Origin of the sequence: Kitasatospora sp. NPDC004614 (assembly GCF_042873675.1) — a bacterium.
In the GTDB taxonomy this organism is placed as follows: domain Bacteria; phylum Actinomycetota; class Actinomycetes; order Streptomycetales; family Streptomycetaceae; genus Kitasatospora.
In genome coordinates, this window is the sequence record NZ_JBIALR010000001.1 from 225,345 (window position 1) to 252,319 (window position 26,975).

20 protein-coding genes are annotated in these 26,975 nt (G+C 72.3%); 8 read left to right on the top strand and 12 right to left on the bottom strand.

What is annotated here, in order from left to right:
• The first annotated feature begins 58 nt into the window (after positions 1 to 58).
• From ACFYST_RS00985 to ACFYST_RS00995, 3 genes are all read left to right on the top strand, one after another.
• Positions 59 to 709: a DsbA family oxidoreductase gene (locus ACFYST_RS00985; RefSeq protein WP_387858969.1), complete on the top strand. Its 651-nt coding sequence runs from the start codon at positions 59 to 61 to the stop codon at positions 707 to 709.
• On the top strand, positions 702 to 1,673 hold the full coding sequence (locus ACFYST_RS00990) for an alpha/beta hydrolase (RefSeq protein WP_387858971.1): 972 nt from the start codon (positions 702 to 704) through the stop codon (positions 1,671 to 1,673). The genes ACFYST_RS00985 and ACFYST_RS00990 overlap by 8 nt, the downstream gene beginning before the upstream one ends.
• 99 nt (positions 1,674 to 1,772) lie before the next feature.
• Positions 1,773 to 1,928 carry a hypothetical protein gene (locus ACFYST_RS00995; protein WP_387636175.1) on the top strand — a complete coding sequence of 52 codons (156 nt, stop codon included), beginning with the start codon at positions 1,773 to 1,775 and terminating at the stop codon, positions 1,926 to 1,928.
• 74 nt (positions 1,929 to 2,002) lie between these two features.
• Here ACFYST_RS00995 and ACFYST_RS01000 read toward each other — a convergent pair whose 3' ends face one another.
• The 3 genes from ACFYST_RS01000 to ACFYST_RS01010 form a co-directional block, all read right to left on the bottom strand.
• Positions 2,003 to 2,704 (bottom strand): antibiotic biosynthesis monooxygenase, encoded by a 702-nt coding sequence (locus ACFYST_RS01000; RefSeq protein WP_387858973.1) that lies wholly within the window; start codon positions 2,702 to 2,704, stop codon positions 2,003 to 2,005.
• A gap of 115 nt (positions 2,705 to 2,819) precedes the next feature.
• Positions 2,820 to 3,665 (bottom strand): SDR family oxidoreductase, encoded by an 846-nt coding sequence (locus ACFYST_RS01005; protein ID WP_387858975.1) that lies wholly within the window; start codon positions 3,663 to 3,665, stop codon positions 2,820 to 2,822.
• Between the two features lie 13 nt (positions 3,666 to 3,678).
• The gene (locus ACFYST_RS01010) at positions 3,679 to 4,602 is read right to left on the bottom strand and encodes a ScbA/BarX family gamma-butyrolactone biosynthesis protein (protein ID WP_387858977.1); all 924 of its coding nucleotides are present in this window, start codon (positions 4,600 to 4,602) and stop codon (positions 3,679 to 3,681) included.
• A gap of 123 nt (positions 4,603 to 4,725) precedes the next feature.
• Between ACFYST_RS01010 and ACFYST_RS01015 the strand changes: the two genes are divergently transcribed.
• Positions 4,726 to 5,364: a ScbR family autoregulator-binding transcription factor gene (locus tag ACFYST_RS01015; protein ID WP_387636165.1), complete on the top strand. Its 639-nt coding sequence runs from the start codon at positions 4,726 to 4,728 to the stop codon at positions 5,362 to 5,364.
• Between the two features lie 471 nt (positions 5,365 to 5,835).
• Here ACFYST_RS01015 and ACFYST_RS01020 read toward each other — a convergent pair whose 3' ends face one another.
• Positions 5,836 to 6,444, bottom strand: coding sequence for a hypothetical protein (locus ACFYST_RS01020; RefSeq protein WP_387858978.1), 609 nt, complete (start codon positions 6,442 to 6,444; stop codon positions 5,836 to 5,838).
• A 240-nt stretch (positions 6,445 to 6,684) separates the two neighbouring features.
• Between ACFYST_RS01020 and ACFYST_RS01025 the strand changes: the two genes are divergently transcribed.
• Positions 6,685 to 7,197, top strand: coding sequence for a hypothetical protein (locus ACFYST_RS01025; RefSeq protein ID WP_387858979.1), 513 nt, complete (start codon positions 6,685 to 6,687; stop codon positions 7,195 to 7,197).
• A 3-nt stretch (positions 7,198 to 7,200) separates the two neighbouring features.
• Here the strand turns inward: ACFYST_RS01025 and thpR are convergent, their stop codons facing one another.
• Together thpR and ACFYST_RS01035 are read right to left on the bottom strand one after the other, a co-directional pair.
• The gene (gene thpR, locus ACFYST_RS01030; RefSeq protein WP_387858981.1) at positions 7,201 to 7,794 is read right to left on the bottom strand and encodes an RNA 2',3'-cyclic phosphodiesterase; all 594 of its coding nucleotides are present in this window, start codon (positions 7,792 to 7,794) and stop codon (positions 7,201 to 7,203) included.
• A gap of 104 nt (positions 7,795 to 7,898) precedes the next feature.
• Positions 7,899 to 8,219, bottom strand: coding sequence for an SAV_915 family protein (locus ACFYST_RS01035; protein ID WP_387858983.1), 321 nt, complete (start codon positions 8,217 to 8,219; stop codon positions 7,899 to 7,901).
• 277 nt (positions 8,220 to 8,496) lie between these two features.
• Here ACFYST_RS01035 and ACFYST_RS01040 point away from each other — a divergent pair, with 277 nt between their 5' ends.
• Together ACFYST_RS01040 and lysA are read left to right on the top strand one after the other, a co-directional pair.
• Positions 8,497 to 8,694: a hypothetical protein gene (locus ACFYST_RS01040; protein WP_387858984.1), complete on the top strand. Its 198-nt coding sequence runs from the start codon at positions 8,497 to 8,499 to the stop codon at positions 8,692 to 8,694.
• Between the two features lie 62 nt (positions 8,695 to 8,756).
• Positions 8,757 to 10,109: a diaminopimelate decarboxylase gene (lysA, locus tag ACFYST_RS01045; RefSeq protein ID WP_387858986.1), complete on the top strand. Its 1,353-nt coding sequence runs from the start codon at positions 8,757 to 8,759 to the stop codon at positions 10,107 to 10,109.
• A gap of 352 nt (positions 10,110 to 10,461) precedes the next feature.
• Here lysA and ACFYST_RS01050 read toward each other — a convergent pair whose 3' ends face one another.
• Genes ACFYST_RS01050 through ACFYST_RS01075 form a run of 6 tightly spaced genes read right to left on the bottom strand, consistent with a single transcriptional unit; the run spans position 10,462 to position 25,572 of the window.
• The gene (locus tag ACFYST_RS01050; RefSeq protein WP_387858987.1) at positions 10,462 to 10,953 is read right to left on the bottom strand and encodes a peroxiredoxin; all 492 of its coding nucleotides are present in this window, start codon (positions 10,951 to 10,953) and stop codon (positions 10,462 to 10,464) included.
• A gap of 32 nt (positions 10,954 to 10,985) precedes the next feature.
• Positions 10,986 to 12,041, bottom strand: a complete 1,056-nt coding sequence (locus tag ACFYST_RS01055; protein ID WP_387858988.1) for an MDR family NADP-dependent oxidoreductase — start codon at positions 12,039 to 12,041, stop codon at positions 10,986 to 10,988.
• Positions 12,042 to 12,078: 37 nt separating this feature from the next.
• Positions 12,079 to 13,713, bottom strand: coding sequence for a phytoene desaturase family protein (locus ACFYST_RS01060; RefSeq protein ID WP_387860042.1), 1,635 nt, complete (start codon positions 13,711 to 13,713; stop codon positions 12,079 to 12,081).
• A gap of 20 nt (positions 13,714 to 13,733) precedes the next feature.
• Complete coding sequence (locus tag ACFYST_RS01065) at positions 13,734 to 15,368, bottom strand: phytoene desaturase family protein (protein WP_387636140.1); 1,635 nt, start codon at positions 15,366 to 15,368, stop codon at positions 13,734 to 13,736.
• Positions 15,355 to 24,630, bottom strand: coding sequence for an amino acid adenylation domain-containing protein (locus ACFYST_RS01070; protein WP_387858990.1), 9,276 nt, complete (start codon positions 24,628 to 24,630; stop codon positions 15,355 to 15,357). The genes ACFYST_RS01065 and ACFYST_RS01070 overlap by 14 nt, the downstream gene beginning before the upstream one ends.
• 45 nt (positions 24,631 to 24,675) lie before the next feature.
• Positions 24,676 to 25,572 carry a sterol desaturase family protein gene (locus ACFYST_RS01075; protein ID WP_387858992.1) on the bottom strand — a complete coding sequence of 299 codons (897 nt, stop codon included), beginning with the start codon at positions 25,570 to 25,572 and terminating at the stop codon, positions 24,676 to 24,678.
• Positions 25,573 to 25,727: 155 nt separating this feature from the next.
• Between ACFYST_RS01075 and ACFYST_RS01080 the strand changes: the two genes are divergently transcribed.
• Entirely contained in the window at positions 25,728 to 26,882 is a 1,155-nt protein-coding gene (locus ACFYST_RS01080; RefSeq protein WP_387858993.1) for a cytochrome P450, read from the top strand.
• The last annotated feature ends 93 nt before the right edge of the window (positions 26,883 to 26,975 follow it).

A 26,975-nucleotide genomic window follows, 5' to 3' on the forward strand; every position in this document is an offset into this window, starting at 1 on the left:
GCCGTCAGCCGCCCACCGCCCGCGTCCCGTACGTCTTTTATTCGAGAAAGGCCCCCGCATGGCTCCCGCCGAGACCCCGGTCCGCCGCGTCGAGATCGTCCTCGACATCATCTGCGCACACTCCTACATCGGCTACGCGCGCTTCACCGAGGCCGCCCGCCGCTTCCGCGCCGACGGCGGCCGGCTCGAAGTCACCTTCCTGCCGTTCCAGCTCGACCAGGACTCCACCAGCGAGGGCGAGCCGCTGATCCCCGTCCTGCTGCGCAAGTTCGGCCCCGACGCACTCGCCAGCACCGAACGCGTCGCGAAGACCGCCGCCGCCGACGGCCTCGACCTGCGCTTCGCCGAGGTCGTGCACACCCAGACCTTCGACGCCCACCGCCAGATCCTGCACGCCGCCCGGTCCGGCCGCGCCGAGGAGATGACCGAACGCCTGTTCCGCGCCTACTTCACCGAGGGCCTCAACGTGGCCGACCCGGACGTCCTCGCCGGCCTCGGCCAGGAAGTCGGAGTCGACAAGCCGATGGCCGACGGCGAGGGCACGGAGGAGACCCGCACCATGCTCGAGCACGTGCACCACCGGATGCGGGTGCGCTCCATCCCGCAATTCCTGTTCGACGACGGCACCGTGCTGAGCGGCGCCCAGCCCGTGAGCGCCTTCGAAGCCGCCCTGCGCGCCGCGGCGCCACACGTGAACGCCCATGACTGAGCCGCAGAGCACCCGCCCACCCCAGGTACGCCGGATCACCCTCGACGCGGCCGGCGTACCGCTCTCGGCCCTGCTCGCCGAGACACCCGCACCACCGCGCGCCGTCATCGTCGCCATCCACGGCGGCGGCATGAGCGCCGGCTACTTCGACAGCCGGGCCCGCCCCGGACTCTCCCTGCTCACCCTCGGCGCCGAACTCGGCTACACCGTCCTGGCGATCGACCGGCCCGGCTACGGCGCGTCTGCCGAACACCTGCCCGACGGACAGGGCGTCCTGGACCAGGCCGACACCCTGAACGCCGCCCTCGCCGACTTCGCGCGCGACCGCGACATCGGCGGCGGCTTCTTCCTCCTCGCCCACTCCAACGGCGGCAAACTCGCCCTCGCCGCAGGCGCCCGCACCGGCGAACACCCCCTGATCGGGCTCGACATCTCCGGCCTCGGCAGCCGCCTCGCGGTCGAACCGCACCAAATGCCCGGCTCCGGCGGCCACGGCGCCTGGCGCAAACACTGGGGCGCGCTGCGCCTCTACCCGCCGGACGCCTTCCGGCTCGGCCGCTCCCTGGTCTCGCCCGTCCCCACCCGCGAGGCCCAGGAGGGCCCGCTGTGGCCCGAGCTCTACCCCGGACTCGCCGAACTCGTCCGGGTACCCGTCCGGTTCACCTTCGCCGAGCAGGAACAGTGGTGGCACTTCGACGAGGACGCCATCGCCGCCCTGCGCAGACCGCTCGCCGCCCCCCGGGTCGCCGTCGACCACCAGCCGGACGCCGGACACAACATCAGCCTCGGCTGGGCGGCCCGCACCTACCACCTGCGCGCGCTGGCCTTCCTGGAGGAGTGCCTGCTCGCCCAGGACGCGGCGCCGCCGCGGCCGGTACGACGCCGGGCCTCCGCCGAACTCCCGGCATCCGCCGACGAGTTCGACGACCGCCTCGACGACCGTGCGGCCCCCTGCCTGGTCTGACCCCTGCTCCGCCTGTTCCCGCTCGTCCCGACCCGTTCCGCTCGTCCTGACTCGTTCCGCTCGTTCCGCCTGTTTCGCCGACCCGGAAAGGATCCCCGCGTGACTTCCGACCTGTTGGAGAGCCAAGACCGGACCACCTTCGAGATATTCGGCACCAGGCCCGCCGTCGCGGGCCGCGTGTTCACCCGCCCCGCTCTGCTCGCCGGTGAGGACCGGGACGCCCCGGACCACCACATCTTCCGGGGCACCGACTGACCGGCCCGCGGTGCCCCGGCCCGGCGCCCCGGCCCGGTGAGGCGGGCCGGGGTCACCGACCGTCGGGCGGCGTGCTACTCACCCACCTGCTCGCCCGCGGAACGGGTGTGCACCACCCGGTAGGTGTTGACGTCCCGCCAGGTGCTCAGCGCCGCGACCCGCTCGTCCACCTTCAGCCGCTCCGCTCCCCGCTCGGCCTCCGGCCGGCCGCGGAAGGCGTCGTGGGCCTCCTTGCTGTCCCACTGCCCGTACACCACAACGAACTTGCCCTCGACACCGCGGGCGCGCAGCCCGCGCAGCACGGTGTGGGTGCGGTAGCCGGGCACGTCCACCAGCCACCCCTGCGAGGCGCCCAGGGCGTCGATCAGCTCCTCCTGGTCGGCCTCCGCGACGCCGAACAGCTCGATGACGGTCCAGTCGTCCCGCTCGGGCGACAGCTCGGTGCCGCCGGCCTCCCGCTGCTGCGTGAACGCGATCTCGTTCTGCAACAGCCGCACAGAGGTGGCGAGTTGACCGAACGCCGGCGCTGTGCGGCGCTTGAACTCCTCGTCGGCGTAGCGGGCCTCCAGGTCCGCGGCGCTGCGCCACTGGATGAAGTTGGCGGTGCCCGGGCTGTCCTGCCCCGCGTGGACGGTGGTGGAGATCCAGCCCGCGATGTCGGCGGTGTCGGTGACCCCGCGCATGGCCGTCAGCAGCTCCTGCTGCTTCTCCGGGGTGGCGGTGGTGAACACGTTGAGGACGGTGAGGCGCCCGTCGTTGGCGGTGATCTTCGGCATTCTCTCGGCTCCTGACTTGAGGGAAATCGCGCTGTCCGGGACTCCTGGCTCCGTCCCGAGGTCACTTCAACCGACCGGACAGCGCTTCGAACTGTGAGGCGAACCAGCCGGTGCGCTACCCGGCGAAGGCCGCCGCGTGCTCCTCGGCCCAGCCGGCGAAGGAGCCGGCCGGACGGGCCGTCAGCCGCTCCACCGTGGTGTCCACCCCCGTCTTCGCTCCCGCCAACTGCCGCTCTGCACTGGCCAGCAGCGCCTCGGCGACCGGCCCCGGGTACCGCCGCGACCACTGGGCCAGGGCCTGTTCCCGGCCCAACTCCTCGAACCTGACCGGGCGTTGGAGCACCCGGCCGATCCACTCCGCCTGCTCGGCCGCGCTGATGGCCTCCGGGCCGGTCAGCGTGTACGCCTTGCCCTCGTGCCCGGGTTCGGTGAGTGCCTTCACCGCCACCCGCGCGATGTCGCGAGGGTCCACGCACGAGTTGCGCGTGGTGCCGTACAGCGCGCGGACGACACCTTCGGCCCGGACGGTCGCCGCCCAGCCCAGCGTGTTCGACATGAACGATCGCGGCCGGAGGAACGTCCAGTCGAGCCCCGACGCGCGGATGCTCTCCTCCGCCCCGCGCTGCCAGCGGGTGATCAGATCGTCGGCCAGCGGATCCGTGACGGCCGCGGCGGAGAGCTTGACCAGGTGCCGCACACCGGCGTTCCGGGCCGCCGCCACGAAGCGGACGTCGTCCTGCCCGCCGACGTCGCTGGTCACCACGAACGCCGAACTCGCCCCCCGCAGACCGCGCTTCAGCGACTCCTCGTCCCGATAGTCACCCTCAACGACCTCGTCCGCTTCACTTATACGCGTGACACGGCCCGGATCCCTGGCCAGAATGCGCAACGGCACCCGGCCGGACAGCCGACGGACCACCTCGCGTCCCACCGTCCCGGTGGCACCCGTGACCAGGATCATCGTCGCCGCCCGCTCAGCCGAGCTCGCCGCGAAGCGTGGCCTCGAACACCGGACGGTCGCCCTGACGCCCGGTCACCCGCACGGCCGGCTCCCCGGTCGCCGGGTCCGTGACCTCCTGCGCCTGGATCAGGCAATCCTCGGTCAGCTCCACGTAGTTGAAGAAGGACGCGTCGGCGGCCCAGGGAGCGAACGCCCCCGGCCGGGCCACCGCCGTGGCCGCCTGCCGCGCCGCCTCCAGCAGGAGCATGCCCGGCACGTGGTCCTTGGGGCTCTGGAACAGGGTCCGGTGCTCGGTGTCGACCCGCAGCAGCCACTCCCGTTCCCGCGAGCCGGCCGACAGCAGGACGTCCTCGTCCCGGGAGCGCCCCACCGCCGCCGCCGCGACGGCCGGCACCGTGGGCCGCACCGACAGCAGATCGGTCCGGCCGCCCCGAAGCCGCCGGTACACACCCGGGCTGACCACCTGGAAGTCGATGCTGCCACCGGCCACGGTGACCCCCGCCAGCCGGATCTCGATCCTGGCCTCGGTCGTGCCCCGCGACCTGCCCCCGAAGCCCGGAATCGAGACCCGGACCCGCAGGTCCGTCGGATCCGCCCCGACCGCGAGACGCTCGGGGGAGCAGTGGTACCGCATGTTCTGCAGCACGAACGCCTGACCCACCGGGACGCCGAAGCCCGCGTGCGCCACCAAGTGGACGGACTGGCGCACGGTTTCGGCGACCAGCAGCGGATCCACCCGGCGCCCGGCCATCAGCTCGAAGAAGGGGTGACGCGCGGGCCACTGCCCGGTAAGCACGAAGGTGTCCGCGCCGGTCCGCCGCCAGCCGTGCAGGAACGCGTCCTGGGCGCGGGCGCGGTGGAGCATCTCCAGCGTCGCGATGCCGGATTCCGGCTGAACGTGCAGTGCGTCGGGTGCGGTCAGCGTCGCCTCGAGCATGGTCCCCCCCTTGGGGTAGGTAATGTGTTGTAAAATACAGACTGGACGGTTTCGCTGTACGGTGAGTATGTGTCAGTGTGCGTTCAGTAACCAGCAACGCTTGAGGGGCACGGAGGAGGCTGTATGGCCATTCAGGACAGGGCGATCCGAACCAGAAAGACAATCGTCGCCGCGGCGGCGAAGGTCTTCGAGGAGCACGGGTACCAGGCCGCCACGATCATGCAGATCCTCAAAGAGGCCGGCGTGACAAAGGGTGCTTTGTACTTCCACTTCAAGTCCAAGGAGGACCTGGCCCGCGGGGTCCTCGCGGAACAGGGGCAGACCGCCGAACTGCCCGACCGGAACATCAAGGCCCAGCAGTTGGTCGACCTGGTCATGCTGCACGCCCACCGCCTGCAGACGGACCCGCTGGTCCGCGCCTCGGTGCGCCTGACCCTCAACTCGCTGGAGCAGGACCTCGACCGCTCCGGCCCCTTCCAGGAGTTCGGCAGGATCTGCCGCAGCATCCTCGCCGCCGCGAAGGAACAGGGCGAACTGCTTCCCCATGTCGACGTGGCGGAAGCCTCCGACGTGGTCGTCGGCTCCTTCGGCGGCATCCAGGCCATGTCCGAGGCCCTCACCGGCTACCAGGACCTCGACCGCCGCGCCCAGTCCCTGCTGCGCTACCTGCTGCCGAGCATCGTGGTCCCCTCCGTCCTCGCCGCCCTGCTCTACGGCGCCGACCGAGGTGGCCAGGTGTACCAGGAGTTGACGGCCCCGTAGGGCGAGTCGTGAGCCGCGCCACCGTCATTCCGGGTGGTGCGGCTTTGTGTTGCGGTGCACAGCGACCTTGGCATGACGGCTCCAGCAATGAGAAGCGAACTCTGGCCAGTTGGGTGGATCGCGCGCGGGCGAACGTGAGCGGGCAGTCGCACCGCACGTCCCACTGATCGCCGCATCACCCTGATCGAATAACAGCCACTACACCCCGTGCGCCCGCCGAACAAATCGGACGCCACACCCCAGAACGCCCCGCACAAGCTCCGAGGCGGCCGGCTGACTTCATCGATCAAGAGCAAGTAGCCAATAAGATACAGGCGGGTCGGTTTTTAATCAAGGCTCCCTCGAGCGCCCCTCGAGCACTCTGTGCAGCCCCCGTCACACTCGACCACCTGACCCCCTCTCTCCACCGCCACCCACCCCGAGCCCCCACGCGACGAGCCTGCGCGGCGGGGCCGTTCTCCGTCAACACCGCTACTGCGTCCGCAGATTGAGTGACGACCGGTGATTCCCCCGTGACACGGGGACGGGCCCGCCGAGTTGGCGGGCCTGTCCTTGGTCCGGCGGAGTGCCAGTCAATTCCCGTAGCAGCCGCAGCAACTTGACGTTCGGTCTGCCAGATCTTCGCTCCCGTGCGGCGCGGTCAGCGCAGGCAGCGCGCGGGGTGGAGGAACCGGGCCGGCTCGGTGCGTCGGTGCAGCCCTGGCCGTCCGGCCTGGCCATCCCGAGCAGCCCGGCCGCGATGCTGTTGCGCAGCGCGGTGAGCGCCTGCTCCGGCTTCTCGTCCAGCTCGGCGGCGGTGGGCAGATCGTAGTTGCTCGGCGTCTCCGGGGTGGCCGCCCCGTGGTACCTGGTCGCGGTGCGCCACAGCGCCTCCGGGACGGGTACCTCCTGTTCGAGATCGCGCAGGTACAGCTCCGCCCGGCCGCGCGGGTCGCGCTCCAGCGGCTGGGCGAGCGGGAACAGCTCCCCGCGCCGGCCGTCCGGCACCTCACTGGGCCGGTAGCGCTCGCCCACCTCGGGGGCCCGCTCCATCGGAACGTAGAACTCCCGGTCCGCCAGCGTCAGGCAGAAGTCGAGCACCGCGCCACCTCCCAATTCCCGCCCCGGCGTCCGCATTTCCCGGGGGCAGGGATGACGTTGTGCGCGCGCCGCGGACCTCCTGTACCCCCTCTTTGGGGGGCTTGGCCTGCGCCGCATCGGCCCTGGTCGGAGGACTGCCGGGAACCGCAACGAGATCGACGCGAAGCCGTGCCGGGGCGGCTACCCGACTGCGGAAAGCTGACACCGGCAATCACCCCGGCAGCAGCAGGAGTCGACGACGTGAAGAACCATGGACGACGGCACCGGCTCGCGGTCGCGGCGGTCGCCGGCTGCCTGGCGCTGCCCCTGCTGTCCGCGTGCACGCCTGCCTGGGACCGGGTCTTCGGCGTGCGGGTGGTGGAGGGGCACCTCGTGATCGATCCCGCCCGGTGTCCGAACGAGACGGTGAACGACGTGATGATCAGGACCAGGGTGAACGGGGAGGAGGGGGAGAACCACTGGTTCGCGAGCCCGGACACCATGGAAACGAATGTCGACCAGGTCGATTCGGGGGCGCTCGCCCCGGGCTGGGCGGGGAGCGGTGACGTGCCCGGCCTCCGGGCCGACGCGACCTACTCCTTCACGGTGACGGTCAGCCGGGGTGACCGGCCGCATTCCGGCTCGTTCACGGTGGACGGTGCGGTCCTGCTGGGGCTCGGCGCGGACCAGGTCGTCCGGGGTCAGGGCGGGCACGAGCACGAGGTCATGACGCTCGCGGACTACCGGGCGCAGGTCGACAAGCGCTGCCGCTGACGGCTACGGCTGCGAAGGAGTGGCGGCGGCGAACGGCCAGGCGGTGATGTCCCGGTAATGGATCGGGCCGGGGCCGCGGCCGATGTTGCTGCCGACCAGGTGGAGCCGGTCGGTGTGCCAACTGCGCCCGATGAAGCCGGCCAGGTCGGCGGCCGCGGCCGGGACGCCGAGCGGGTCGTCGCGGCGGGCCCGGGCCAGCGTGAGGTGCGGGCGCAACGGGCGCTCCAGGAAGTCGATCCCGCAGGACCTGACCAGCCGCCGGACCTCGTCGGCGAGGGCGTGCAGCCCCGCCAGGTCGCCGTCGATGCCGCTCCACAGCAGCCGGCCGTCGAAGTGCCCGCCGCCACGCAGCCGCAGCTCCAGGGCCGGCCGCGAGCCGGCGGTGCCGGCCAGTGCGGTGAGCAGCAACGGCACGACGGCGCTGGGGAGTTCACCGAGGAAGGCGAGCGTGATGTGCCAGTCCTCGATCCGGTTCCAGCGCAGCTGCGGGTGGGCGGCGTAGGCGGGCGCCAGCGCGCGGGCCAGTTCGTCCTTGGCCTCGTCGGGCGGTGCCAGCGCCACGAATATGCGCCGGGTCGGGGGCTCTTCGGGGCTCACCGCCCAGCACCGCCTTCAGCTCCCGGGCGGCCACCGACCTGGCCACCACCTGCAACAACGGTACACACCACGAGCCCAGCCGGTTCCCAGCCCGTACCAGCAGGTCAGGCCGCGACTCCTCCGAGGTCCAGCGGGATCGGGGCCGCCGCGGTCAGTTGCGGGTCGAGGGTGAGCGCGCTGACGCCCAGCGGCTCGAACAGGGCGCGCAGCGCGGGCTCGGCGAGCGAGATCCAGGGCTGGCCGGGGCCGAGCACGGCGATCAGGTGCCGCTCCGACGAGAAGGCGACCGCGGTGCGGTCACCGACGGCGGTACGGAAGACACGGACCGTGTGGCCCAGCGGGCCCGGCCGGACGGGTACCACCAGCCGTCCGGCCGGGGTGCGTTCCGAGGGCTTCGGACGGACGGGGTGCAGCTGCTGCTTCACGGCATACCTCCACACAACGGTCGAGACACCAAGCGCCGCTCGCGGGCGCAGCAGAGACGCTATCCCCGCTCACCACCGGGGCTGTCACCTTCCGGCAAGATCCGTACGGCCCGTTGACGCGCGCCCCGTGACGCCCGTCAACGTCCCGTCAGGGCAAGGCCGATCGGTGTAGCCCCTGCGTCAAGGAGGGGTGCGATCGGCGCGCGCCGGGCTTGCACTGGAGTGGTCGGGGCCCGGACGAAGGCCCCCGCGACCTCCAGGCGAAAGCGAGCCCACCATGACCGACCTGCAACTCGTCCCCGCGAACCTGCTGAACCCCGCCCCGAGCACGCAGCAGGACCGACCCGACGACGCGATCCTCCGCCGCCTGCTGCGCACACCGGCCCTCGACGCCGCACCCGACCGCACCAACGACCGCCCCGAAGGCCGCCCCGCCGCCGGACACTGCCGCTTCACCATGCACTACGAGGACTGACGGCGCCCCGCACACCGGGCCGAAGCCCGTACCCTCCCGCCGAGCCCAGGAGAACCCCCGCGATGACCACCCTGTCCACCCGCCCACCCGCCGCCCGCCCGCACGACCCGCCCCGGCCCCTCGGCAGCCCCTGGCCCGCGTCCGCCGTCGCCGGGCGCGGCGGCGACGTGCTGCTCGGCGGTGTCGGCCTGCGCGAGGCCGCCGAGCGCTTCGGGACCCCGCTGTACGTGCTCGACGAGGACGAGGTCCGGCTGCGCGCCCGGGCCTACCGCCGCGCCCTGCCGCACGCCGACGTGCTGTACGCCGCGAAGGCGTTCCTGTGCACCGCGATGGCCGACTGGATTGCCGACGAGGGCCTCGGCCTCGACGTCTGCTCGGCCGGCGAACTGCGCCTGGCCGCCGCCGCGGGCTTCCCGCCCGGGCGGATCCTGCTGCACGGCAACGCCAAGTCCCCGGAGGAGCTGCGCCTGGCCCGCCGCCTGCGGGTGGGCCGGATCGTCGTCGACAACCTCGCCGAGATCCCGCGCCTGGCCGCCCTCACCGCCGCCGACACCCCGCAGCGCGTCCTGGTGCGCGTTCTGCCCGGTGTCGCGGCCGGACACCACAGCGCCGTCCGGACGGGCGTCGACGGGCAGAAGTTCGGCTTCTCGATCGCCGCCGGCGAGGCCGCCGAAGCCGTCCGCCGCATCCTCGCCCAGCCCGGCCTCCGACTGGCGGGCCTGCACTGCCACCTCGGCTCGCAGATCACCGACACCGCCCCCTACCTCACGGCGCTGGACCGCCTGGTCGAGCTGCTCGCCCGGATCCGCGACCGGCACGGCGTCGAGCTGCCCGAACTCGACCTCGGCGGCGGCCACGGCGTCCGCTACCTCCCCGGCGACCCGGAACTCGACCCCGCCCGATTCGCCGCCGAGATCACCGCCCGACTGACCGTCTGCTGCGCCGAACACGGCCTTGCCGTACCGAAGTTGACGGTGGAGCCGGGTCGGGCGATCGCCGCCCCCGCCGCAGTCGCCGTCTACCGGGTGCTCTCCGTGAAGCACACTGCAGACGGCCGCGCCTTCGCCGCCGTCGACGGCGGCATGAGCGACAACCCGCGGCCCGCGCTCTACGGCTCCGCCTACACCGTCCGCCCGATCGGCCGCACCGGCACCGCCCCGACCAGGCCGTTCGACGTGGTGGGCTGCCACTGCGAGGCCGGCGACCTGCTGGCCCGCGACGCGCCGCTCCCCGCCGACCTGCGGCCGGGCGACCTGCTGGCCGTCCCGGCCGCCGGGGCGTACCACCTGTCGATGGCTTCCAGCTACAACCACGTGGGCCGCCCGGCCGTCGCCGCGGTCCGCGAGGGCCGGATCCGGCTGCTGATCCGCCGGGAGACCGTCGACGACTTCCGCACCCGCGAGGTCGGCCGCTGACCGGCCCGGCCTGCTCAGGCCGCTGACCGGCCCGGCCTGCTCAGGCCGCTGACCGGCCCGGCCTGCTCAGGCCGCTGACCGGCCCGGGCGGCTCAGGCCGCTGACCGGCCCGGGCGGCTCAGGCCGTTGACCGGCCCGGGCGGCTCAGGCCGTTGACCGGCCCGGCCTGCTCAGGCCGTTGACCGGCCCGGCCTGCTCAGGCCGTTGACCGGCCCGGCCTGCTCAGGCCGTTGACCGGCCCGGCCTGCTCCGGCCGTTGACCGGCCCGGCCTGCTCCGGCCGTTGACCGGCCCGGCCTGCTCCGGCCGTTGACCGGCCCGGCCGGTTCAGGCCGCTGACCGGCCCGGCCGGCTCAGGCGGGTGAGGAGGCCAGTGCGGCGAGCTGCTCGATCAGCGTGCCAGGCCGCTGGAAGGTCAGCCCGGCCAGTGCGACGTGCCGCCAGCGGACCACGCCCTCGGCGTCCAGCACGAAGACCGAGCGCCGCACCCCGATGCCCGGCGCGGTGATGCCGTAGAGCTTGGCGACCCGCTCGCCGGTGTCGGCCAGCAGCGGCAGGTGCAGGCCGCGCTTGCGGGCGAAGCGTTCGTGACTGTCGAGGTCCTGGCCGCTGATGCACCAGACGGCGGCGCCGAGTCCGGTGAACTGGTCGAGCTCGGAGTTGTAGGAGCAGAGCTGCCGGGTGCAGACCAGGGTGTCGTCACCCGGATAGAAGACCAGTACGAGCGGGGTGCCCTTGGAGTCCGCGAGCCGGTACTCGCGGCGGTGGGCGGTGTCCTGGTCGAGCTGTACCCCGGCCAGCGTGAAGTCGGGGGCTGGCGTGCCCGGTTCGGGCGGTCGGGCCATCGTGGTGTCCTTTCCGAGGGGGCGGCAGTGCTTCAGAGTTCGACAACTACCTTGCCCCGGTTGGCGGTTCGGGCCTCACCGTACAGGCTCTGGTAGGCGGTGGGGATGGCGTCGAAGCCCTGGTGGACGGTCTGGCGGTGGAAGATCTCGCCGCTGCGGACCAGGCTTCCGACCTCGGTGCGGAGTGCGGTCCAGTTGGGCTCGGTGAACCACTCGGGGGCGAAGATCCCGCGGACGGTGGTGCGCGGGAACATGATGTACGGCAGCAGGCGGGGCCCGGTGTGGTCGTTGCCGACCTGGGTGGCCCACTGCCAGCAGACCGCGACCTGGCTGTCGACGTTCAGCATGGTGAACGCCGCGTCGGTGATCGCGCCGCCGAGGTTGTCGAGGTAGCGGTCGATGCCGTCGGGCGCGGCCTTCCGCAGCAGTTCGCCGATCCGGTCGGGGTGGTCGCCGTGCCGGTAGAGGAGCGGTTCGATGCCGAGGCCGGTGAGGTGGTCGGCCTTCTGTTCGGAGCTGGTGGTGCCGATGACGCGGGCGCCGGCCCGGCTGGCGAGCTGTCCGAACAGCGAGCCGACGGCGCCGCTCGCGGCGCTGACCAGGACGGTGTGGCCGGGGCGGACGGTCATGAACTTGGTCAGGGTGCCCCAGGCGGTCATGCCGGGGCCGCCGAGGATGCCCAGCGCGGTGCTGATCGGCAGGGTGTCGTCGTAGTGCGCGGGGTCGAGGCGGCGGTAGTCGGGGAAGATCATCGGGAAGGTTCCGGTCTGCCACAGCCGGGCCTCCCCGGTGCCGACCAGGTGGGTGCACCAGCCGCCGTAGCCCTGCACCAGGTCGCCGACCGCGAACCGGGCGCGCGGCCCGGCCGCCACCACCTCCATGACGGCGTCGCCGCCCATCAGGTCGCCGATCGGGGTGTCCAGGGTGATGCCGTGCAGGTAGGGGTCGAGCGAGAGGTAGCGGGTGCGGAACAGCATTTCGTCGTCCCGCAGTCGGATGTCGGTGTCCTCGACCACCTTCCGGTACATCCGTCGGGCATCGGGCACTCCGTCGAGGTGTTCCTGGACGACCCACTTGGCGATCTGCACGGTGCTGTTCTCCTCAACGACTCAACGACTCAACGACTCAACGGCCTACGGGGATGACGACATGGGTGGGCAGGGGTGCGCTGCGGTCGATCTCGGCGCGGAACGGCACGCCGTCGTCGCGGCAGACGAACTGCATGACGTGGCGTCCGGCGGCGGCGGCGCGGATCAGGCCGCCGGTGGTCGCCCAGACGCCGGAGAGGTAGAAGTTCCGCAGCCCGGGCAGTACGGGGCCGTTGCGCTTCATCTCGGTCTCCAGCGTCTCGCCGCTGGTCACGAACGGCTGCCAGCCGAGCACGGTGCCGTCGTAGTTGCCGGTGTAGCGGACCTGGGTGAGCGGGGTGGAGACGTCCTTGACCGCGACGGCGGCCTTCAGGCCGGGGTGGCGCTGGTCGAGGAAGTCCACGATGGTGTCCCGGACTTGGCGCTTGGCGGTCTGGTAGGCCTTGCCGCGCCCGGTGGGCAGGGTGTGCAGTTCCTCGCCGCGGCGCACCCGGCTGGCCTGTTCGGGGCCGGTGCTGAGGGCCCGCCAGGGGGCGATGTCGCAGAAGTAGCTGGCGTAGACGACGGTCGAGTCGGGGGGCGACAGTTCGGGGTAGTGCCGGCTGCGGAACTGGACGTTGATGCTGGGGTGGCGGATGCCGGTCAGCGCGTCGGCCCGGTCCTGGTCCAGCAGGTACGTGGCGCACGGATCGCCCTCGGGGAAGGGGCGGCGCAGGCCGAGGAAGACGGTGACGTAGCCGGGGAAGACCATGCCGGGCTGGGTGATGGTGCTGGTGTACAACTCCCGGTAGGTGTCGCCGAGATAGCGGCCCTTGAGGAGGTCCATCAGGGTGGTGCGGCCGTCGGCGGCGGAGACCACGATGTCGGCGAGCAGTTCGCGCCCGTCGCTGAGCCGGACGCCGATCGCCCGGTCGTCCTCGACCAGCACCTCGGTCACCTTGGCGTTGTAGTGGATCTCGCCGCCGAGCCGCAGGTAGCGCTGTTCGATCGAGCGGGCCAGCCCGAGCGAGCCGCCCTCGGGGACGCCGGCGGACAGGTTGGCGTGGCTGGCCAGCTGGAAGTAGAACGGCAGCACCGGGAAGGCGGGGTGGCGTTCGTACAGGATGTAGTTGAACGCCTCGCGCAGCAGCGGGTGCCGGAACCGCGCCGAGTAGTCCGTCATCAGGGTGCCGATGGAACGCCGGACGACGTTGAAGTAGGGCAGGAAGCCGGCCAGCATCCGCCAGCGCTCCACCGTCCCCATCAGGCCGACCGGCTTGAGGAACGGGTAACTCGCCAGACAGGCGCGGAACTTGCGCAGCCCGGCGCAGAACTCCCGGATCGGGCGGGCGTCCTGGGGCGAGATGCCCAGCAGGTGGGCCTCGAGCCGGTCCGGGTCGGAGTAGAAGTAGACCTCGCCGTGTTCGGTGCGGACGATGTTGAAGACGTCGAAGTGCCGCATCTGCTTGCCCTGGAGGGCGCCGAGTTCGAGCCAGATCTGGTGCATCTCGTTGCCCGGTCCGCAGCCGAGCAGCCAGCTGACGCAGCAGTCGAAGGTGAAGTCGCCGCGGTCCCAGGCGGTGCAGCAGCCACCGGGCAGTTCGTGCATCTCCACGACGGTGCTGCGGTAGCCGTTCATCTGTGCGTAGCAGGCGGTCGACAGTCCGCCCAGGCCGCCGCCGATGACGATCATGGTCTCTCTGCGTGGTTCCGTCATGCCGACGCGCTCCAGCGGGCGAGTTGGGGCAGGTGTCCGAGCTTGCCGGGGTGCCAGGGGTCCTGGTTGTCGCTCTCCCAGGCCCGGAACTCCAGGCCGAGTTCCTCGCAGAGGTACTGGACGGCGAACCGGCCGCTGGACGCCGCGCGGATCAGGCCGCCGAGGCTGGCCCAGTGGCCGGCCATGGAGAAGCCGCTCAGTCCGGGCAGGCGCATCCGGTCCCGGTTGATCAGCTTGGTCACCAGGTCGTCGGCCCCGGAGAACGCCTTCCAGGCGAGGATGCTGCCGAAGCTGTTGCCGGTGTAGCGCTCCATGGTGGCGGGCGAGGCGACCTCGATCAGGTCGATGCGCTCGCCGATCCCCGGGTACCGCCGCTCCAGGAAGCCCCGGACCACGTCGGCGGCCCGCTGCTTCTCCGCCCGGTACGCCCGGCGGTCCCGGCCGCGCAGCGACTTCCAGTGGTGGTAGTCGCTGAAGTAGGTGCAGTGGATCACCGACTTGCCGGGCGGGGCGAAGCCGTCCGAGTAGTGCGAGCGCTGCTGCACCACCAGGCCGCGCTGGAGGGCGCCGGGCAGTTCGGCGGCCTGTTCGGCGGGGAGCAGGTAGGTGGTGCAGTGCGGGCCGCCGGCGTCGAGTTCGCCGTCGATGCCGAGGAAGACCGAGACCACGGCCGGGAACAGCGTGCCCGGCTCGTGCAGCACGTCCTGGTAGAGCCGGTCGATCCGCGGCCCGGTCCAACGGCCTTCCAGCAGACGGTAGATGGCGGTCTGTCCGTCGCAGGCCGCGACCACGTGGTCGGCGTAGTGCCGTTCGCCGCCGCGGAGTTCCACGCCGACCGCGCGCCCGTCCTCGACCAGGATGCGTTCGACCCGGGCGCGGTAGGCGATCTCGCCGCCGAGCGAGGTGTAGCGGTGCTCGACCGACCGTGCCAGGCCCAGCGAACCCCCTTGCGGGAAACCGGCGTTGAGGTTGCGCGCGGCGGCCATGCTGTACAGGTAGGGCAGCAGCGGGAAGCCGTCCGGGTCCTGGAACAGGATGTTGCGGAACGCCTGGCGCAGCAGCGGGTCCTGGAAGCGGTCGGCGAAGGTGTTGAGCGGGGTCGCCGCCGTCCGCCACAGCAGCCGGAACGAGGGCAGTACCTTCCGCAGGGTGGCGAGCTTCTCGCGGGGCGTCTGCAGGGCGGACGGTTTGAGGAAGGGGTGCAGGTCGAGCGCGGCGAACCGCCTGAGGTCCCGGCAGAATGCCCGGATCGGGCGGGCGTCGGCGGGGGAGAGGTCGAGCAGGTGGTGCTCCAGCCGGTCCGGGTCGTTGTAGAAGCTCACCGCCCGGCCGTGCTCGTCGACCACCCGGTTGAACAGGTCGAAGTTGGTGACGCTCTTCCCGTCGAGGGCGCCGAGTTCCCGCCAGACGCGGTTGGCGTCGTTGCCCGGGGCGGTGCCGATCAGCCAGTCGATGCAGTAGTCGAACAGGTAGCCCTTGCGGGACCAGGCGGTGCAGCAGCCGCCCGGCAGGACGTGCTTCTCGAAGATCTGGGTCCGCATCCCGCTCATCCGGGCGTAGCAGCCGGTGGCCAGCCCGCCGAGCCCGGCGCCGATGACGATCACCCGGGGTCCGTCGTCACCCTGCGGCACCGGTCGCCCCTCCCGTGAGGATGCCGCGCGTCAGTTCCGCGTTGCGGGCGGCGAAGTCCTGGTCGAGCATTTCGGCGTGGCTGCCGAAGCCGCGGAACACGGTGGTCCGGGTGGTCGAACTGCCGTGCCAGGTGCCCTGGTTGCCCGCCGCGTAGAACGGGACCTTCTCCTGGTCGGAGATCACGCTGATCAGTGAGCGGACGGCGCCGAGGTTCGGTGTGCGGGCGCAGAAGTGCAGGTACTCCCGGGCCTGGCTGAGCGTCTCCTCGGCGACCAGGTCCGAGCCGGTGTGCCGGCGCAGGTGTTCGCGCAGTTCGCGCTCGAAGGCGTCGAGGTGCTCGGCTTCGAGGGTGAAGGAGTCGGTGATCCGGTAGGAGTCCACGATGAGCACGTGCGGCACCTCGTGGGAGCGGCGTTCCAGTTCCTTGGCCACCTCGAAGGCGAGGTTGCCGCCGAGCGAGTAGCCGAGCAGCGTGTACGGGCCCTGCTCCTGGAAGGACTCGATCAGGTCGGCGTAGCGAGCGATCTTGTCCTCGCCGGTCAGGTAGTTGAACGCGACGAACTGGTACTCCGTCAGGTGCGCGGCGAGCTGCCGGTACACCAGGCCGTGCCCGCCGGCGGGCGGGAAGCAGAACACCGTTCCGTTCTCGTCGCCGGGGTTGAAGCGCAGGTACGGCTGGGCGCCGGCGATCCGGCCGGTGATGACGTGCTCCAGGGTCCGGGCCATGCCGCGCAGCGTGGTGGACTCGAACAGCAGGCTGACGGGGATGGAGACGTTGAACTCGGTCCGCAGGTGGTGGATCAGTTCGATCAGCTTGATCGAACTGCCGCCCGCCTCGAAGAAGTCGTGCTGCAGGCCGACCCGTTCCACGCCCAGCAGGGACGTCCAGTGCGCGGCCATCCGTACCTCGAACAGCGTGGTCGGCGGCTCGGGTTCGCCGTCGCCCGGGTCGAACCGGGGGGACGGCAGCGCGGCGGTGTCGACCTTGCCGTTCGGGGTGAGCGGCAGGGCGGGCAGCTCGGTGAGGTGCGAGGGCGTCATGTACGCGGGCAGCCGGTCGGCGAGTTGGCGGCGCAGCTCGCGCTGGTCGGGCTGCGCGCCGGGCTCGGGGACGTAGTAGGCGCACAGCACGCCGCCGCCGTCGTCGACCTGGCGCACCGTCACGGCGCAGGCGGCGATGCCGGGCAGAGCGGCCAACTGGGTCTCGATCTCGCCGGGTTCGATGCGGTGGCCGCGCACCTTGACCTGGTTGTCGGCCCGTCCGAGCAGCCGTACGGTGCCGTCGGCAGCCCAGTGCGCCAGGTCGCCGGTCCGGTACAGCCGGACCGGGCGGCCGCCCGGGGAGCGCACGGTGAAGCGTTCGGCGGTCTGCTCCGGGTCGCCGACGTAGCCGTCCGCGACGCCCCCGCCGCCGACCCAGAGTTCGCCCGCCACCCCGGGCGGCACCGGCTCGCCGTGCTCGTCCAGGACGTAGAGCGCGCTGTTCGGGAACGGCCGCCCGATCGGCACCATCCGGCCCGGTTCGACGCCGTCGGCCGGGCCCTCGAACCAGGCGCTGTCGATGGTCGCCTCGGTCAGCCCGTAGGAGTTGACCAGCCGGGTGCCGGGGCCGCACAGCGCGTGCAGGCGCCGGTGCTCCTCGACCTTCCAGGCGTCCGAGCCGACGATCAGCAGCCGCATGAAGTCCAGCCGGTGGCCCTCGCGTTCGCAGTGCGCCAGCAGGCCGCGCGCCACCGCCGGGACGAACTCGGCGCAGTCGACGCGCTCCTGCACCATCGTCCGGTACAGCCGGGCGGTGTCGAACAGCAGGTCGCGGTCGACCAGCAGCAGGTGGCCGCCCGAGCACAGGGCGCGCACCAGGTCGCCGGTGAAGACGTCGAAGGACTGGGCGGCCATCTGGAGGTGCACCCGGACGTCGCTGTCCAGCCGGTACTCGGCGCGCCAACCGGCGTACACCGAGGCCAGGTTGCGGTGGCTGACCCGGACCGCCTTGGGGCGGCCGGTGCTGCCGGAGGTGTAGATGACGTACGCGGGGGCGTCCAGGGCGACGGCCTCGGGGGCCGGGCCCTCGGGCGCCGCGTCCAGTTCGTCGAGGGTCAGCACCCGCGGGGCGAGGCCGGCCAGTTCGGGGCGGTCGCGGTCGGTGAGCAGCAGGACGGCGCCGGCGTTGGACGTCATGTAGGCGAGCCGGTCCACCGGGTGCCCGGGGTCGAGCGGCAGGTAGGCGCCGCCGGCCCGGAGCACGGCCAGCAGGGCGACGATCTGCTCCGGCGACTTGTCGAGGCACAGGGCCACCACCGAGCCGTCCCGGACGCCGAGTTGGCGCAGCTGCCCGGCGGCCCGGCGGCTGCGGCGGTCGAGCTCGCCGTAGTCGAGCCGCCGGACGGTGCCGTCCGGCGCCGGGAGGGTCACGGCGAGGGCCTCGGGCCGCTCGGCGGCGGCCCGGGCGATCAGCTCGTGCACCGGCAGCTCGGCGGGCTCGGTGCGCCCCGCGCCGCTCCACCGGTCGAGCAGCCGCTCCCGCTCGGCGGCGTCGAGCAGCGGCAACCGGTCGGCGGGCTGCTCGGCGGATGACCGGGTGAGCGCGTCCAGCAGGTTGCGGTAGTGCCCGGCCATCCGTTCCATCGTCGTGGGCTCGAACAGGTCGGTGTTGTACTTGAACACGCAGTGGTAGCAGCCGTCCGCCCGGTCCTGGTAGGCGGACAGTGTGATGTCGAACTGCCCTTCCTCCTCCGGGAGTTCGATGTAGTCCAGGTGGTAGCCGTACTTGTCGGTGGCCACCTTGTGGGTGAGCAGGATGAACATCGCCTGGAAGACCGCCGAGCGGCTCGGGTCGCGCTGCAGCCCGAGCTGCTCGACCAGCAGCACGAACGGGTACTCCTGGTTGTCCAGGCCGCCCAGCACGGTCTCCCGGACCCGGCCCAGCAGCTCGGCCACCGACGGCCGGTCGGCCAGATTCACGTGCAGCGGAAGCGGGTTGACGAAGTACCCGTAGACCGAGCCGAACTCCTCGCGGGTGCGGCCGGTGACCGGACTGCCCACGATGATGTCGTCCTGCCCGGAGTACCGGTGCAGCAGCAGGTAGTACGCGCTGAGCAGCACCATGAACACCGTGACATCGTGCTCGCGGGCCAACTCCTGCACGCGGGCGCTGAGTTCCTCGTCCAGCCGGAAGAACTCGGACGCCCCGTTGTGGGTCTGCACGGACGGGCGGGGCTTGTCGGTGGGCAGGCCCAGCACCGGCGTCTCGGCCGGCAGGTGGGAGCGCCAGTAGTCCAGCATCGGTTTGGCGTCCGGCCCCGCGAGCAGGCGGTTCTGCCAGTTGAGGAAGTCCAGGTAGCGCGCGGACATCGGCGGCAGCTCGACCCGGCGGCCATGGCGCCGCCCCTCGTAGAGGGTGAACAGCTCGTCGATGAAGGTGAAGGTCGAGATCGCGTCCGAGACGATGTGGTGGACGGCCTTCATCAGCACCCAGCGGTCCGGGCCGCGCTTGAACAGCCGCAGCCGCACCAGCGGGTCCCGTTCGAGGTCGTACGGCTTGCGGTACTCCTGGACGATCATCCCGTGGATCTCGTCCCACTCCCGGCCTTGGACGTCGAACAGGCCGGTGTCCGGACGGGCCTCGGGGGAGATCAGCTGGACGGCCCGGCCGTCCTCCAGCACGAAGTTGGCCCGCAGGGCCGGGTGCCGCTCCAGCAGCACCCGGAAGGCGTCGAACATCAGCTCCGGGTCGAGCTCGGTGCGGATCTCCACCGCGCCGCCGATGTTGTACGCGAAGGCGTCCGGGTTGAGGTGCTTGAGGAACCACAGGGCCTTCTGGTTGTGCGTCAGCGGATACCGGTGCTCGTCGGTGTGCACCTCCACCTCGGCCTCCGGCGCGGGTCCGTCGGTCGCCGCCTTCTCCAGCAGTCCGGTGTACAGCCGCTCGACCAGCTCGTCGAAGGGATCGCCGCTCAGCAGCGTCACCACCGGCAGGGCGACGCCCAGTTCGGCCTGGGTGCGGGCGCGCAGCTCCATCGCCAGCAGCGAATCCAGACCGAGGCTGTTCAGGCCCGCCGCCGGGTCGATCCGCTCCGGGTTCGCCCGCAGCACGTGCGCCACCAGCTCGGTGAACCGCTCCGTCACCAACTGGCGCCGCACCCCGGCATCGGCGGCCCGGAAAGCGGCCGGGAAACCCCCGGCCGGGGCGGCCTGCGGGACGTCGGCGGCGGCCGCCAGCTCGGCGACCAGAGCGGGCGGTGTGGCGTACCAGGCCTGGAACACCGGCCAGTCGACGACCGTGGCGACCAGCAGCTGCGCCCGGTCCTGCCCGATGACCCGCTCCAGCACCGCCATGCCCGCCGCCGGGGGCAGCGAACTCATCCCGCGTGCCTCGCGGTAGTGGCTCACCAGGCCCAGTTCCTCGATCATGCCCGTCGCCCACGGACCCCAGTCGATGCTCAGCGCGGGCAGGCCGCGGGCCCGGCGGTGGTGGGCCAGCGCGTCCAGGAAGGCGTTGCCCGCCGCGTAGTTGGTCTGCCCGGCGGTGGTCAGCACCGAGGCGATGGAGGCGAACAGTACGAAGTGGTCCAGCGGTTCCTCGCGCAGGTGCCGGTGCAGGATGTGCGCGCCGACCACCTTCGGCTCCCACGCGGCGTCGAACACCTCCCGGTCCAGCTCGGGCACCAGCGCGTCCCTGACCTGCCCCGCGAGGTGGAACACGCCGCGTACGGGCGGGAGTTGACGGCGCCGGTAGTCCGCCAGCCAGTCGGCCAGCGCCGCCTCGTCGGTCACGTCCAGCGGAACCGGCACAGGGTGCGCCCCCAGCGCCTCCAACTCCCTCAGGAACGCCACCCGTTGACCTGCCGCACTCGCCGGATCGAGCTCCGACCACTGCTCGCGCGCGGGCAGTGCCGTCCGGCCGACCAGGATCAGCCGCCGCGCGCCGCGCCGGACCAGCGTCCGGCACAGCAGCCGCCCGAGCGCGCCGAACGCGCCCGTCACCAGGTAGGAGCCGTCGGCGCGCAGCCGCAGCGGCAACGGCCGGGTGAGCCCGGCGGGCCGGCGCAGGCGGCAGGTGGCGCGCCGCTCGCCGCGCAGCGCGATCTCCTCCGCGTCCGCCACCGCCAGCTCCCGCAGCAGCGCCGCCGCCTCTTCGTGTGGCTCGGCCACCGCCCCCAGGTCGATCAACTTGCCGCGCTGCGCGACGAGTTCCTGCTGCCACAGCACCCGCCCGATGCCCCAGGCGGGCGCGCCCAGTGGCTCCACCGGCTCGCCCTCGACCACCGCTTGGGTGCCCCGGGTGACGATGTGCAGCCGCCCGCCGGGCCGGGCGGACGGCAGTACCTGGGCGAGCGCGATCAGCGACCAGCCGCCGAGGGTGCCGCAGTCCGCCAACTGCTCCCGGCCGACGGCGTCGAGCGACGGCAGGTCCAGGTTCCACAGGTGCAGCACGGTGTCGAAGCTGTCGTCGAGGTCCTCGAACAGCCGGCGCAGGTCGGCGGCGGAGTCGGGCCGGACGGTGGAACTTTCGTCGCTGTGAAGGTAGTTGGCGCCCGGCCGGACCAGGTGGCAGGCGCCGCCGCGCTCGCGGACCTGCGCGGCGAGCTCCTCGGCGAGACCGGCGGCGTCGGCGAGCACCACCAGCCGCTCCGGGGCCGGCGCGTCGGCGTCCGCCAACGGCTGGTCGATCCAGACCGGTTCGGCCAGCCAGCCGTCGATCGCGGCCAGACCCGCGGAGGCCGAGGCGCCCTCGACGCCGGCCGCGCGGAAGCCGGTGACCCGGCCGAGCAGGTCGCCGTCCTCGGCGTACAGCGTGAGGTCGCCGATCAGCTCGTCCCCGCTCTCCCGGGTGACGGTCGCGTGCACCCAGAACGGCCGGTCGCCGACCCGGTCGAGGCTGACCTCCGCGATGGACAGCGGGAGCCTGATGCCGCTCACCGGGCTTTCCTCGCCGAGGAGTTGAGGCGTCAGCAGGGCTTGGAAGCAGGCGTCGAGCAGGGTCGGGTGGACGTGCGCGGCGTCGGCGTCCGCCGGGCGCGGCTCGGCCGGGCAGATCCGCGCCAGGGCCTCCCCGGGGCCGATCCAGACCTCCTCGATGCGCTGGAACGCCGGGCCGTAGCCGTAGCCCAGTTCTGCGAGCTCCCGGTAGCAGCCGACCCGGTCGAGCCGCCGGGCGGAGCGTTCCCGAATCGCGGGCAGGTCCGGCGCGGCGGCGGGCCCGCGGCGCTGATCGGTGCGGACCACACCGGCGGCGTGGATGGTGCGCTCGGCGCCGACCGAGGCGACGGAGAAGCTCACCCCGTCGGAGTCGAAGCCCAGTTGGACGGTCGGTGGCAGCGACTCGGAGAGGAACAGCGCCTTGGGCAGCTCGATGTCCGCCAGCACCGCCCGGTCGGCGCCGGTCAGCACCCGCACCGCCTGCGCGGCCATCTCCAGATAGCCGGCGGCCGGGAACACCGCGGCGTCCTCGATCCGGTGGTCGGCCAGGTACGGCAGCCGCTCCAGGTCGAGCTGGACCTCCCAGGTCGGCCGGACGTTCGCGGTGCGGCGGCCCAGCAGCGGGTGGTCGAGCCGCCCGAGCCGGATCTGCTCGACCGGCGCCGGCTCCACCCAGTACCTGTCCCGCTTCCACGGGTAGCCCGGCAGGGGCACCGGGCGGCCGCCGGGTTGCAGTGCCTCCCAGTCCAACTCGACGCCCAGGTTGTGCAGTTCGGCCAGCGAGCGGGCGATGCGCTCCGGCTCGTCCTCCTCCCGGCGGATCGACGGCACCGTCCAGCCCGCCGCCTCCCGGCCGTCCAGGCACTCGCGGATCGCGTGGCCGAGGACGGGGTGCGGGCCGATCTCCAGGAACAGCTGGTGGCCGTCGTCGACCAGCAGGTCCACGGCGGAGCGGAACCGCACCGGCTCGCGGACGTTCTGCCACCAGTAGTCGGCGTCCAACTCGGTGCCGTGGGCGCGCCCCTCGCGGGCCGTCAGGTACAGCGGGACTTCGGCTTGGTGCGGCTTCAAGTCGGCGAGCGCGTCCAGCAGTTCATCCCGGATCGGGTCCATCCGCACGCTGTGGTACGGCACTTGGACCGGCAGGAAGCGGGCGAAGACCTGCTCCCGCTCCAGCTCGGCGGCCAGCTGCTTCAGGGCGTCCAGGTCTCCGGAGAGGGTGACGGAGGACGGGCTGTTGACGGCGGCCACCGACACCAGGTCGTGGCAGGGCCGGATCCGGCGGGCGGCCTCCACCTCGGGCAGGCCGACGGCGAGCATCCCGCCCGTCCCGGCCAGGCGGTGCTGGAGCCGGCTGCGGTGCAGCATCACCGCGACGGCGTCGGCGAGTTCGTGGACGCCGGCCTCGTGGAACGCGGCGGCCTCACCGGTGGAGTGTCCGACGATCGCGTCCGGGCGCACCCCGTAGCTGCGCCACAGCGCGGCCAGGCCGAGCTGCACGGCGAAGTTGGCGGGCTGGGCGAGCCAGGTCTCGGCCATCCTCGACTCGGCCTCGCCGCGCGCGAGTTCGTCCAGCAGCGACCAGCCGGCCTGCCGGCGGATCTCGGCGTCGCACCGCTCGACCGTCTCGCGGTACACCGGCTCGCTCTCGAACAGGCCGCGGCCCATGCCCCACCACTGCGGGCCCATCCCGGTGAACACCCACACCAGCCGCCGCTGCGCGCGCTCGAGCCGCCGGCCGGTCAGCACTCGGGGGTGCGGCTCGCCCTGCTGGTGGGCGGCGAGCGCCTCGTCCAGCGACGCCGCGGACTCCGGCCGGTACACCACCGACAGGCGGTGCTCGTGGTGCTCGCGGCGCCGGGCCAGGGTGTGGCCGAGGTCGGCGAGGGCCACCGGCGGGCCGTCCGCGCCGGCGAGCTCCTGCCGGATCCCGGCGGCCAGTTCGGGCAGCCCGGCCTCGTCCCGGGCGCTCAGCGGCAGGACGGTCCAGCTGGGCATCCGCGCGGGCGGGGCGGGCGCCTCGCGCACCGGCGCCTCCTCCAGCAGCACATGGGCGTTGGTGCCGCCGAAGCCGAACGAGTTCACCCCCGCCCGGGCCGGGCCCTCGTGCGCGGGCCAGTCCACCGCCCGGGTCGGGACCTCGAACGGCAGCGCGGCCCAGTCGATCGCGTCGGTGGGCCGCTCCAGGTTGATGTGCGGCGGAATTCGGCGGTGCTTCAGGGCCAGCACCGTCTTCACCAGCCCGGCGATGCCGGCCGCCGCCTCCGTGTGCCCGATGTTGGTCTTCACCGAGCCGACATAGCACCGCGCGCCCGGCGCCCGGCCGTCGGCGAGGACCCGTCCCAGCGCCTGGGCCTCGATCGGGTCGCCGACCGGGGTGGAGGTGCCGTGCGCCTCCACGTACTGCAGGCTGCCCGGCGCGATGCCCACCTCCGCGCAGACCCGGCGGACCAGGGTGACCTGGGCATCGGCGCTGGGCACCGTGATGCCGTCGGTGCGGCCGTCCTGGTTGACGCCGCTGCCGAGCACCACCGCGTGGATCGGGTCGCCGTCGCGCAGCGCGTCCGCCAGGCGTTTGAGCGCCACCACGCCGACGCCCTCGGCCCGGACGTAGCCGTCGGCCGTCGCGTCGAAGGCGCGCGAGCGGCCCTCGGCGGACAGGAAGCCGCCCTTGGTCTCGGCGATGGTGTACTGCGGCGCCAGGTGCAGCAAGGTGCCGCCGGCCAGGGCGAGATCGGTCTCGCCGCGCAGCAGGCTCTGCCGGGCCAGGTGCAGCGCCACCAGCGAGGAACTGCACGCGGTGTCGATCGAGACGCTGGGGCCGCGGAAGTCGAAGCAGTGCGAGATGCGGTTCGACACCATCGTCATCATGGTGCCCGTCGCGGTGTGCGCGGCCAGGGTGTCGAAGCCGAGGTCGGCGAACTGCAGGATCTTGTAGTCGAGGGTGAACGCGCCGACGTAGACGCCGACTTCGCGTCCGGCGAGCAGGCTCGGCAGCTGTCCGCCGTCCTCCAGCGCCTCCCAGGCCACCTCCAGCAGCTTCCGCTGCTGCGGGTCCATGTGGTGGGCCTCGCGCGGGCTGATGCCGAAGAACTCCGGGTCGAACTCGTCGACGCCGTCGATGTATCCGCCGCGTCCGGCGATCAGCCGGCCGGGCTTGGCGCGGTCCCGGCTGGCCAGGGTGGTGGTGTCGTAGCGGTCGGCCGGGGTCGGGACGATGCAGTCCCGGCCCTCGATCAGGTTGCGCCAGAAGCTCCGGTGGTCGCGGACGCCGCCGGGAAACCGACAGCCGATGCCGATGATCGCGATCCGGTCCTGGGGTTGGTCGGTCGAGTCCGTCATGGTCCAATCCGTGTCTCGTGGCGCCCCGGCAGGGGACGGGTGGGGTCAGCTGGAAGGTCCGGTGGTGGCGTCGGGGGCGGGGCGCCAGGGGTGCAGCAGGCTGGCGAGGACGCTGGTGGTGGGCGGGAAACTCGCCGGGTCGTGCAGTCCGACCGCCACCGGCCGGCGCCCCGGCCGCCAGGTGAAACTGCCGAACAGGTGGTCCCAGATCGCGAGGTCCGCGCCGAAGTGCCCGGACTCGGCCAACACGGTGCTGTGGTGCAGCCGGTGCTGTTCCGGGCTGCCGAACACGTGGTTCAGCCGGCCGATTCGGACATCGATGTTCGCGTGCACGAAATAGCCCTGGGCGACGACGAACAGCGAGGTGCAGAAAACGGATTCCCGGGAGAAACCGAGCCAGGCCAGCGCGAGTTGCACCAACGCCTGCCCGAGCAGGACGTCGAGCAGATGATTGACGCCGTTGTTGGTGACGTTCACCTTGTCCAGCCCGTGATGGACGCCGTGCAGCCGCCACAGCCACGGCTGGTGGTGCGACCATCGGTGAAAGAGGTATTTCGCCAGTGAACCGGTGAGCAGGGCGAGCGGGATCTCCACCCGGAGCGGAAGCGTCGGATGCGGCGGCGCCAGCCGGGCGACCAGCGCCGCGACCAGCAGTTGGCCGAGTGCCCCGCCCACCATCGTCAGAACGAAGTAGACGGCGTAGCAGCGGAGTTCACGCCCGCCCGGGTGCCAGTCCCGCCGGTAGGGGATGAGCCGCTCGAGGGCCCAGAGGTAACCGATGGTGCCGGCCTGGAACGCGGCGAGGACGCGGCCGATGTCCCAGTGCTGGTGGAGAGTTGCCACGGCACAGGCGGGCACGGTGAACAGCAGGGCGGGATAGGCAGCGTAGCGAAGAACGGTGCGAAATTCGGCCGTCTGACCAAAGGATCTTTCCTGGTTCAACGGCCCTCCAGATGAATCGTCACCGAACTGAACGGGATTCGATGCTAACCGCAGGGCGAGCGGTCTACGCGGAACCGACGTGGCACGCCTTAAGAAAATCTGACGATCCATCAGCTAGCGTAATCGGCAAATCCCGCCGCTCGCGTGGAGGTGCCATGCCCGCCCAACTTCCGCCGCTGCACGCCCTGGATCTACCCGAGTCGGCCCCGCCGCGGTCGGCCACCCTGCGGGACGGCTCGGCGGCCTGGTTGGTGACCAGGTACCACGAGGTGCGGCAGGTGCTGACCGATCCGCGGTTCGTCCGCGACCTGGAGCCCGGGGGTGGCGGCGCGCTCAACGTGTCCACCGATCCGGCGTCGCTCTACAACCAGAACGGATCCGACCACCAGCGCCTGCGGCGCACCGCGCAGGGCGCGTTCACGGTCCGGGCCGTCGCCCAGTGGCGGCCCTGGGCGGAGGCGGAGGTCGGGCGGTTGCTGGACGACCTGGTGGCGGCCGGATCGCCGGGCGATCTGGTCGCCGGTCTCACCTCCGTCCTGCCGTTCGCGGTGGCGGAGCGACTGATGGGCCTGGAGGGCCTGGAGCCCGGACGGTTGCGGCGCTGGGCCGCCTGCCTGACCGTCGAGGACGCCGAAGCGGGGGATGAACTGGCGTCGGATCAGCGGGAGTTCGCGCAATTCGCGGCCGCGCTGCTGGCCGAGCGACGGCGCCGGCCGGGCGAGGACCTGGCGAGCCGCCTGGTACAGGCCGCCGACCAGGCCGGCGGGATCCCCGAGGAACAGTTGACGTACCTGCTCGGCGGCCTGGCGGCCAGCGGCAGCGACAGCGTCGCGGGAGTCCTCGCCAACGCGCTGCTGTACCTGCTGGGTGAGCGGCTCGGCAGCTGGCCGCAGCTCGCGGAGGAGGAGCGGGCGCGGACGGTCACCGAGTGGTTGCTGCATCACATCCAGCTGGGTGACGACGAGTTCACCACCCGTCGGGCGGTGGAGGCCGTCGAAGTCGGCGGCGTGCGGATCCCGGCCGGATCGACGGTCGCGGTCTGCCTCGGCAGCGCCAACCGGGACCCGGCGGTCTTCCCGGACGGCATGGCGGGCGACCTTTTCGCGCCGCTGCCGGCACCCACCCTGGCGTTCGGCGCGGGCCCGCACCACTGCCTGGGCACCTGGCTGGCGCGGACCCAGCTCCAGGTGGTCCTGCAACGGCTCGCCACCCGGCTCCCCGGCCTGCGCCTGGCCGAGCCGGGCGCGGCCGTCGAGTGGCGCCTGGGCGGCACCACCCGCAGCCCGCGCAGCCTTCGGGTGGAATGGTGATCGGGCTCAACTCCCTTGTGTGGTACATGATCTGACGATCAGTGGGGCGAATGACCTCTTTCGAGGCATTGACGCCGTGTTCGTGCCGAATTC

Coding starts and splice junctions, on each gene's coding strand:
- ACFYST_RS00985 (WP_387858969.1), top strand. CDS start 59: ATGGCTCCCGCCGAGACCCCGGTCCGCCGCGTCGAGATCGTCCTCGAC.
- ACFYST_RS00990 (WP_387858971.1), top strand. CDS start 702: ATGACTGAGCCGCAGAGCACCCGCCCACCCCAGGTACGCCGGATCACC.
- ACFYST_RS01000 (WP_387858973.1), bottom strand. CDS start 2,704: ATGCCGAAGATCACCGCCAACGACGGGCGCCTCACCGTCCTCAACGTG.
- ACFYST_RS01005 (WP_387858975.1), bottom strand. CDS start 3,665: ATGATCCTGGTCACGGGTGCCACCGGGACGGTGGGACGCGAGGTGGTC.
- ACFYST_RS01010 (WP_387858977.1), bottom strand. CDS start 4,602: ATGCTCGAGGCGACGCTGACCGCACCCGACGCACTGCACGTTCAGCCG.
- ACFYST_RS01015 (WP_387636165.1), top strand. CDS start 4,726: ATGGCCATTCAGGACAGGGCGATCCGAACCAGAAAGACAATCGTCGCC.
- ACFYST_RS01040 (WP_387858984.1), top strand. CDS start 8,497: ATGACCGACCTGCAACTCGTCCCCGCGAACCTGCTGAACCCCGCCCCG.
- lysA (WP_387858986.1), top strand. CDS start 8,757: ATGACCACCCTGTCCACCCGCCCACCCGCCGCCCGCCCGCACGACCCG.
- ACFYST_RS01050 (WP_387858987.1), bottom strand. CDS start 10,953: ATGGCCCGACCGCCCGAACCGGGCACGCCAGCCCCCGACTTCACGCTG.
- ACFYST_RS01060 (WP_387860042.1), bottom strand. CDS start 13,713: ATGATCGTCATCGGCGGCGGCCTGGGCGGACTGTCGACCGCCTGCTAC.
- ACFYST_RS01070 (WP_387858990.1), bottom strand. CDS start 24,630: ATGACGGACTCGACCGACCAACCCCAGGACCGGATCGCGATCATCGGC.
- ACFYST_RS01080 (WP_387858993.1), top strand. CDS start 25,728: ATGCCCGCCCAACTTCCGCCGCTGCACGCCCTGGATCTACCCGAGTCG.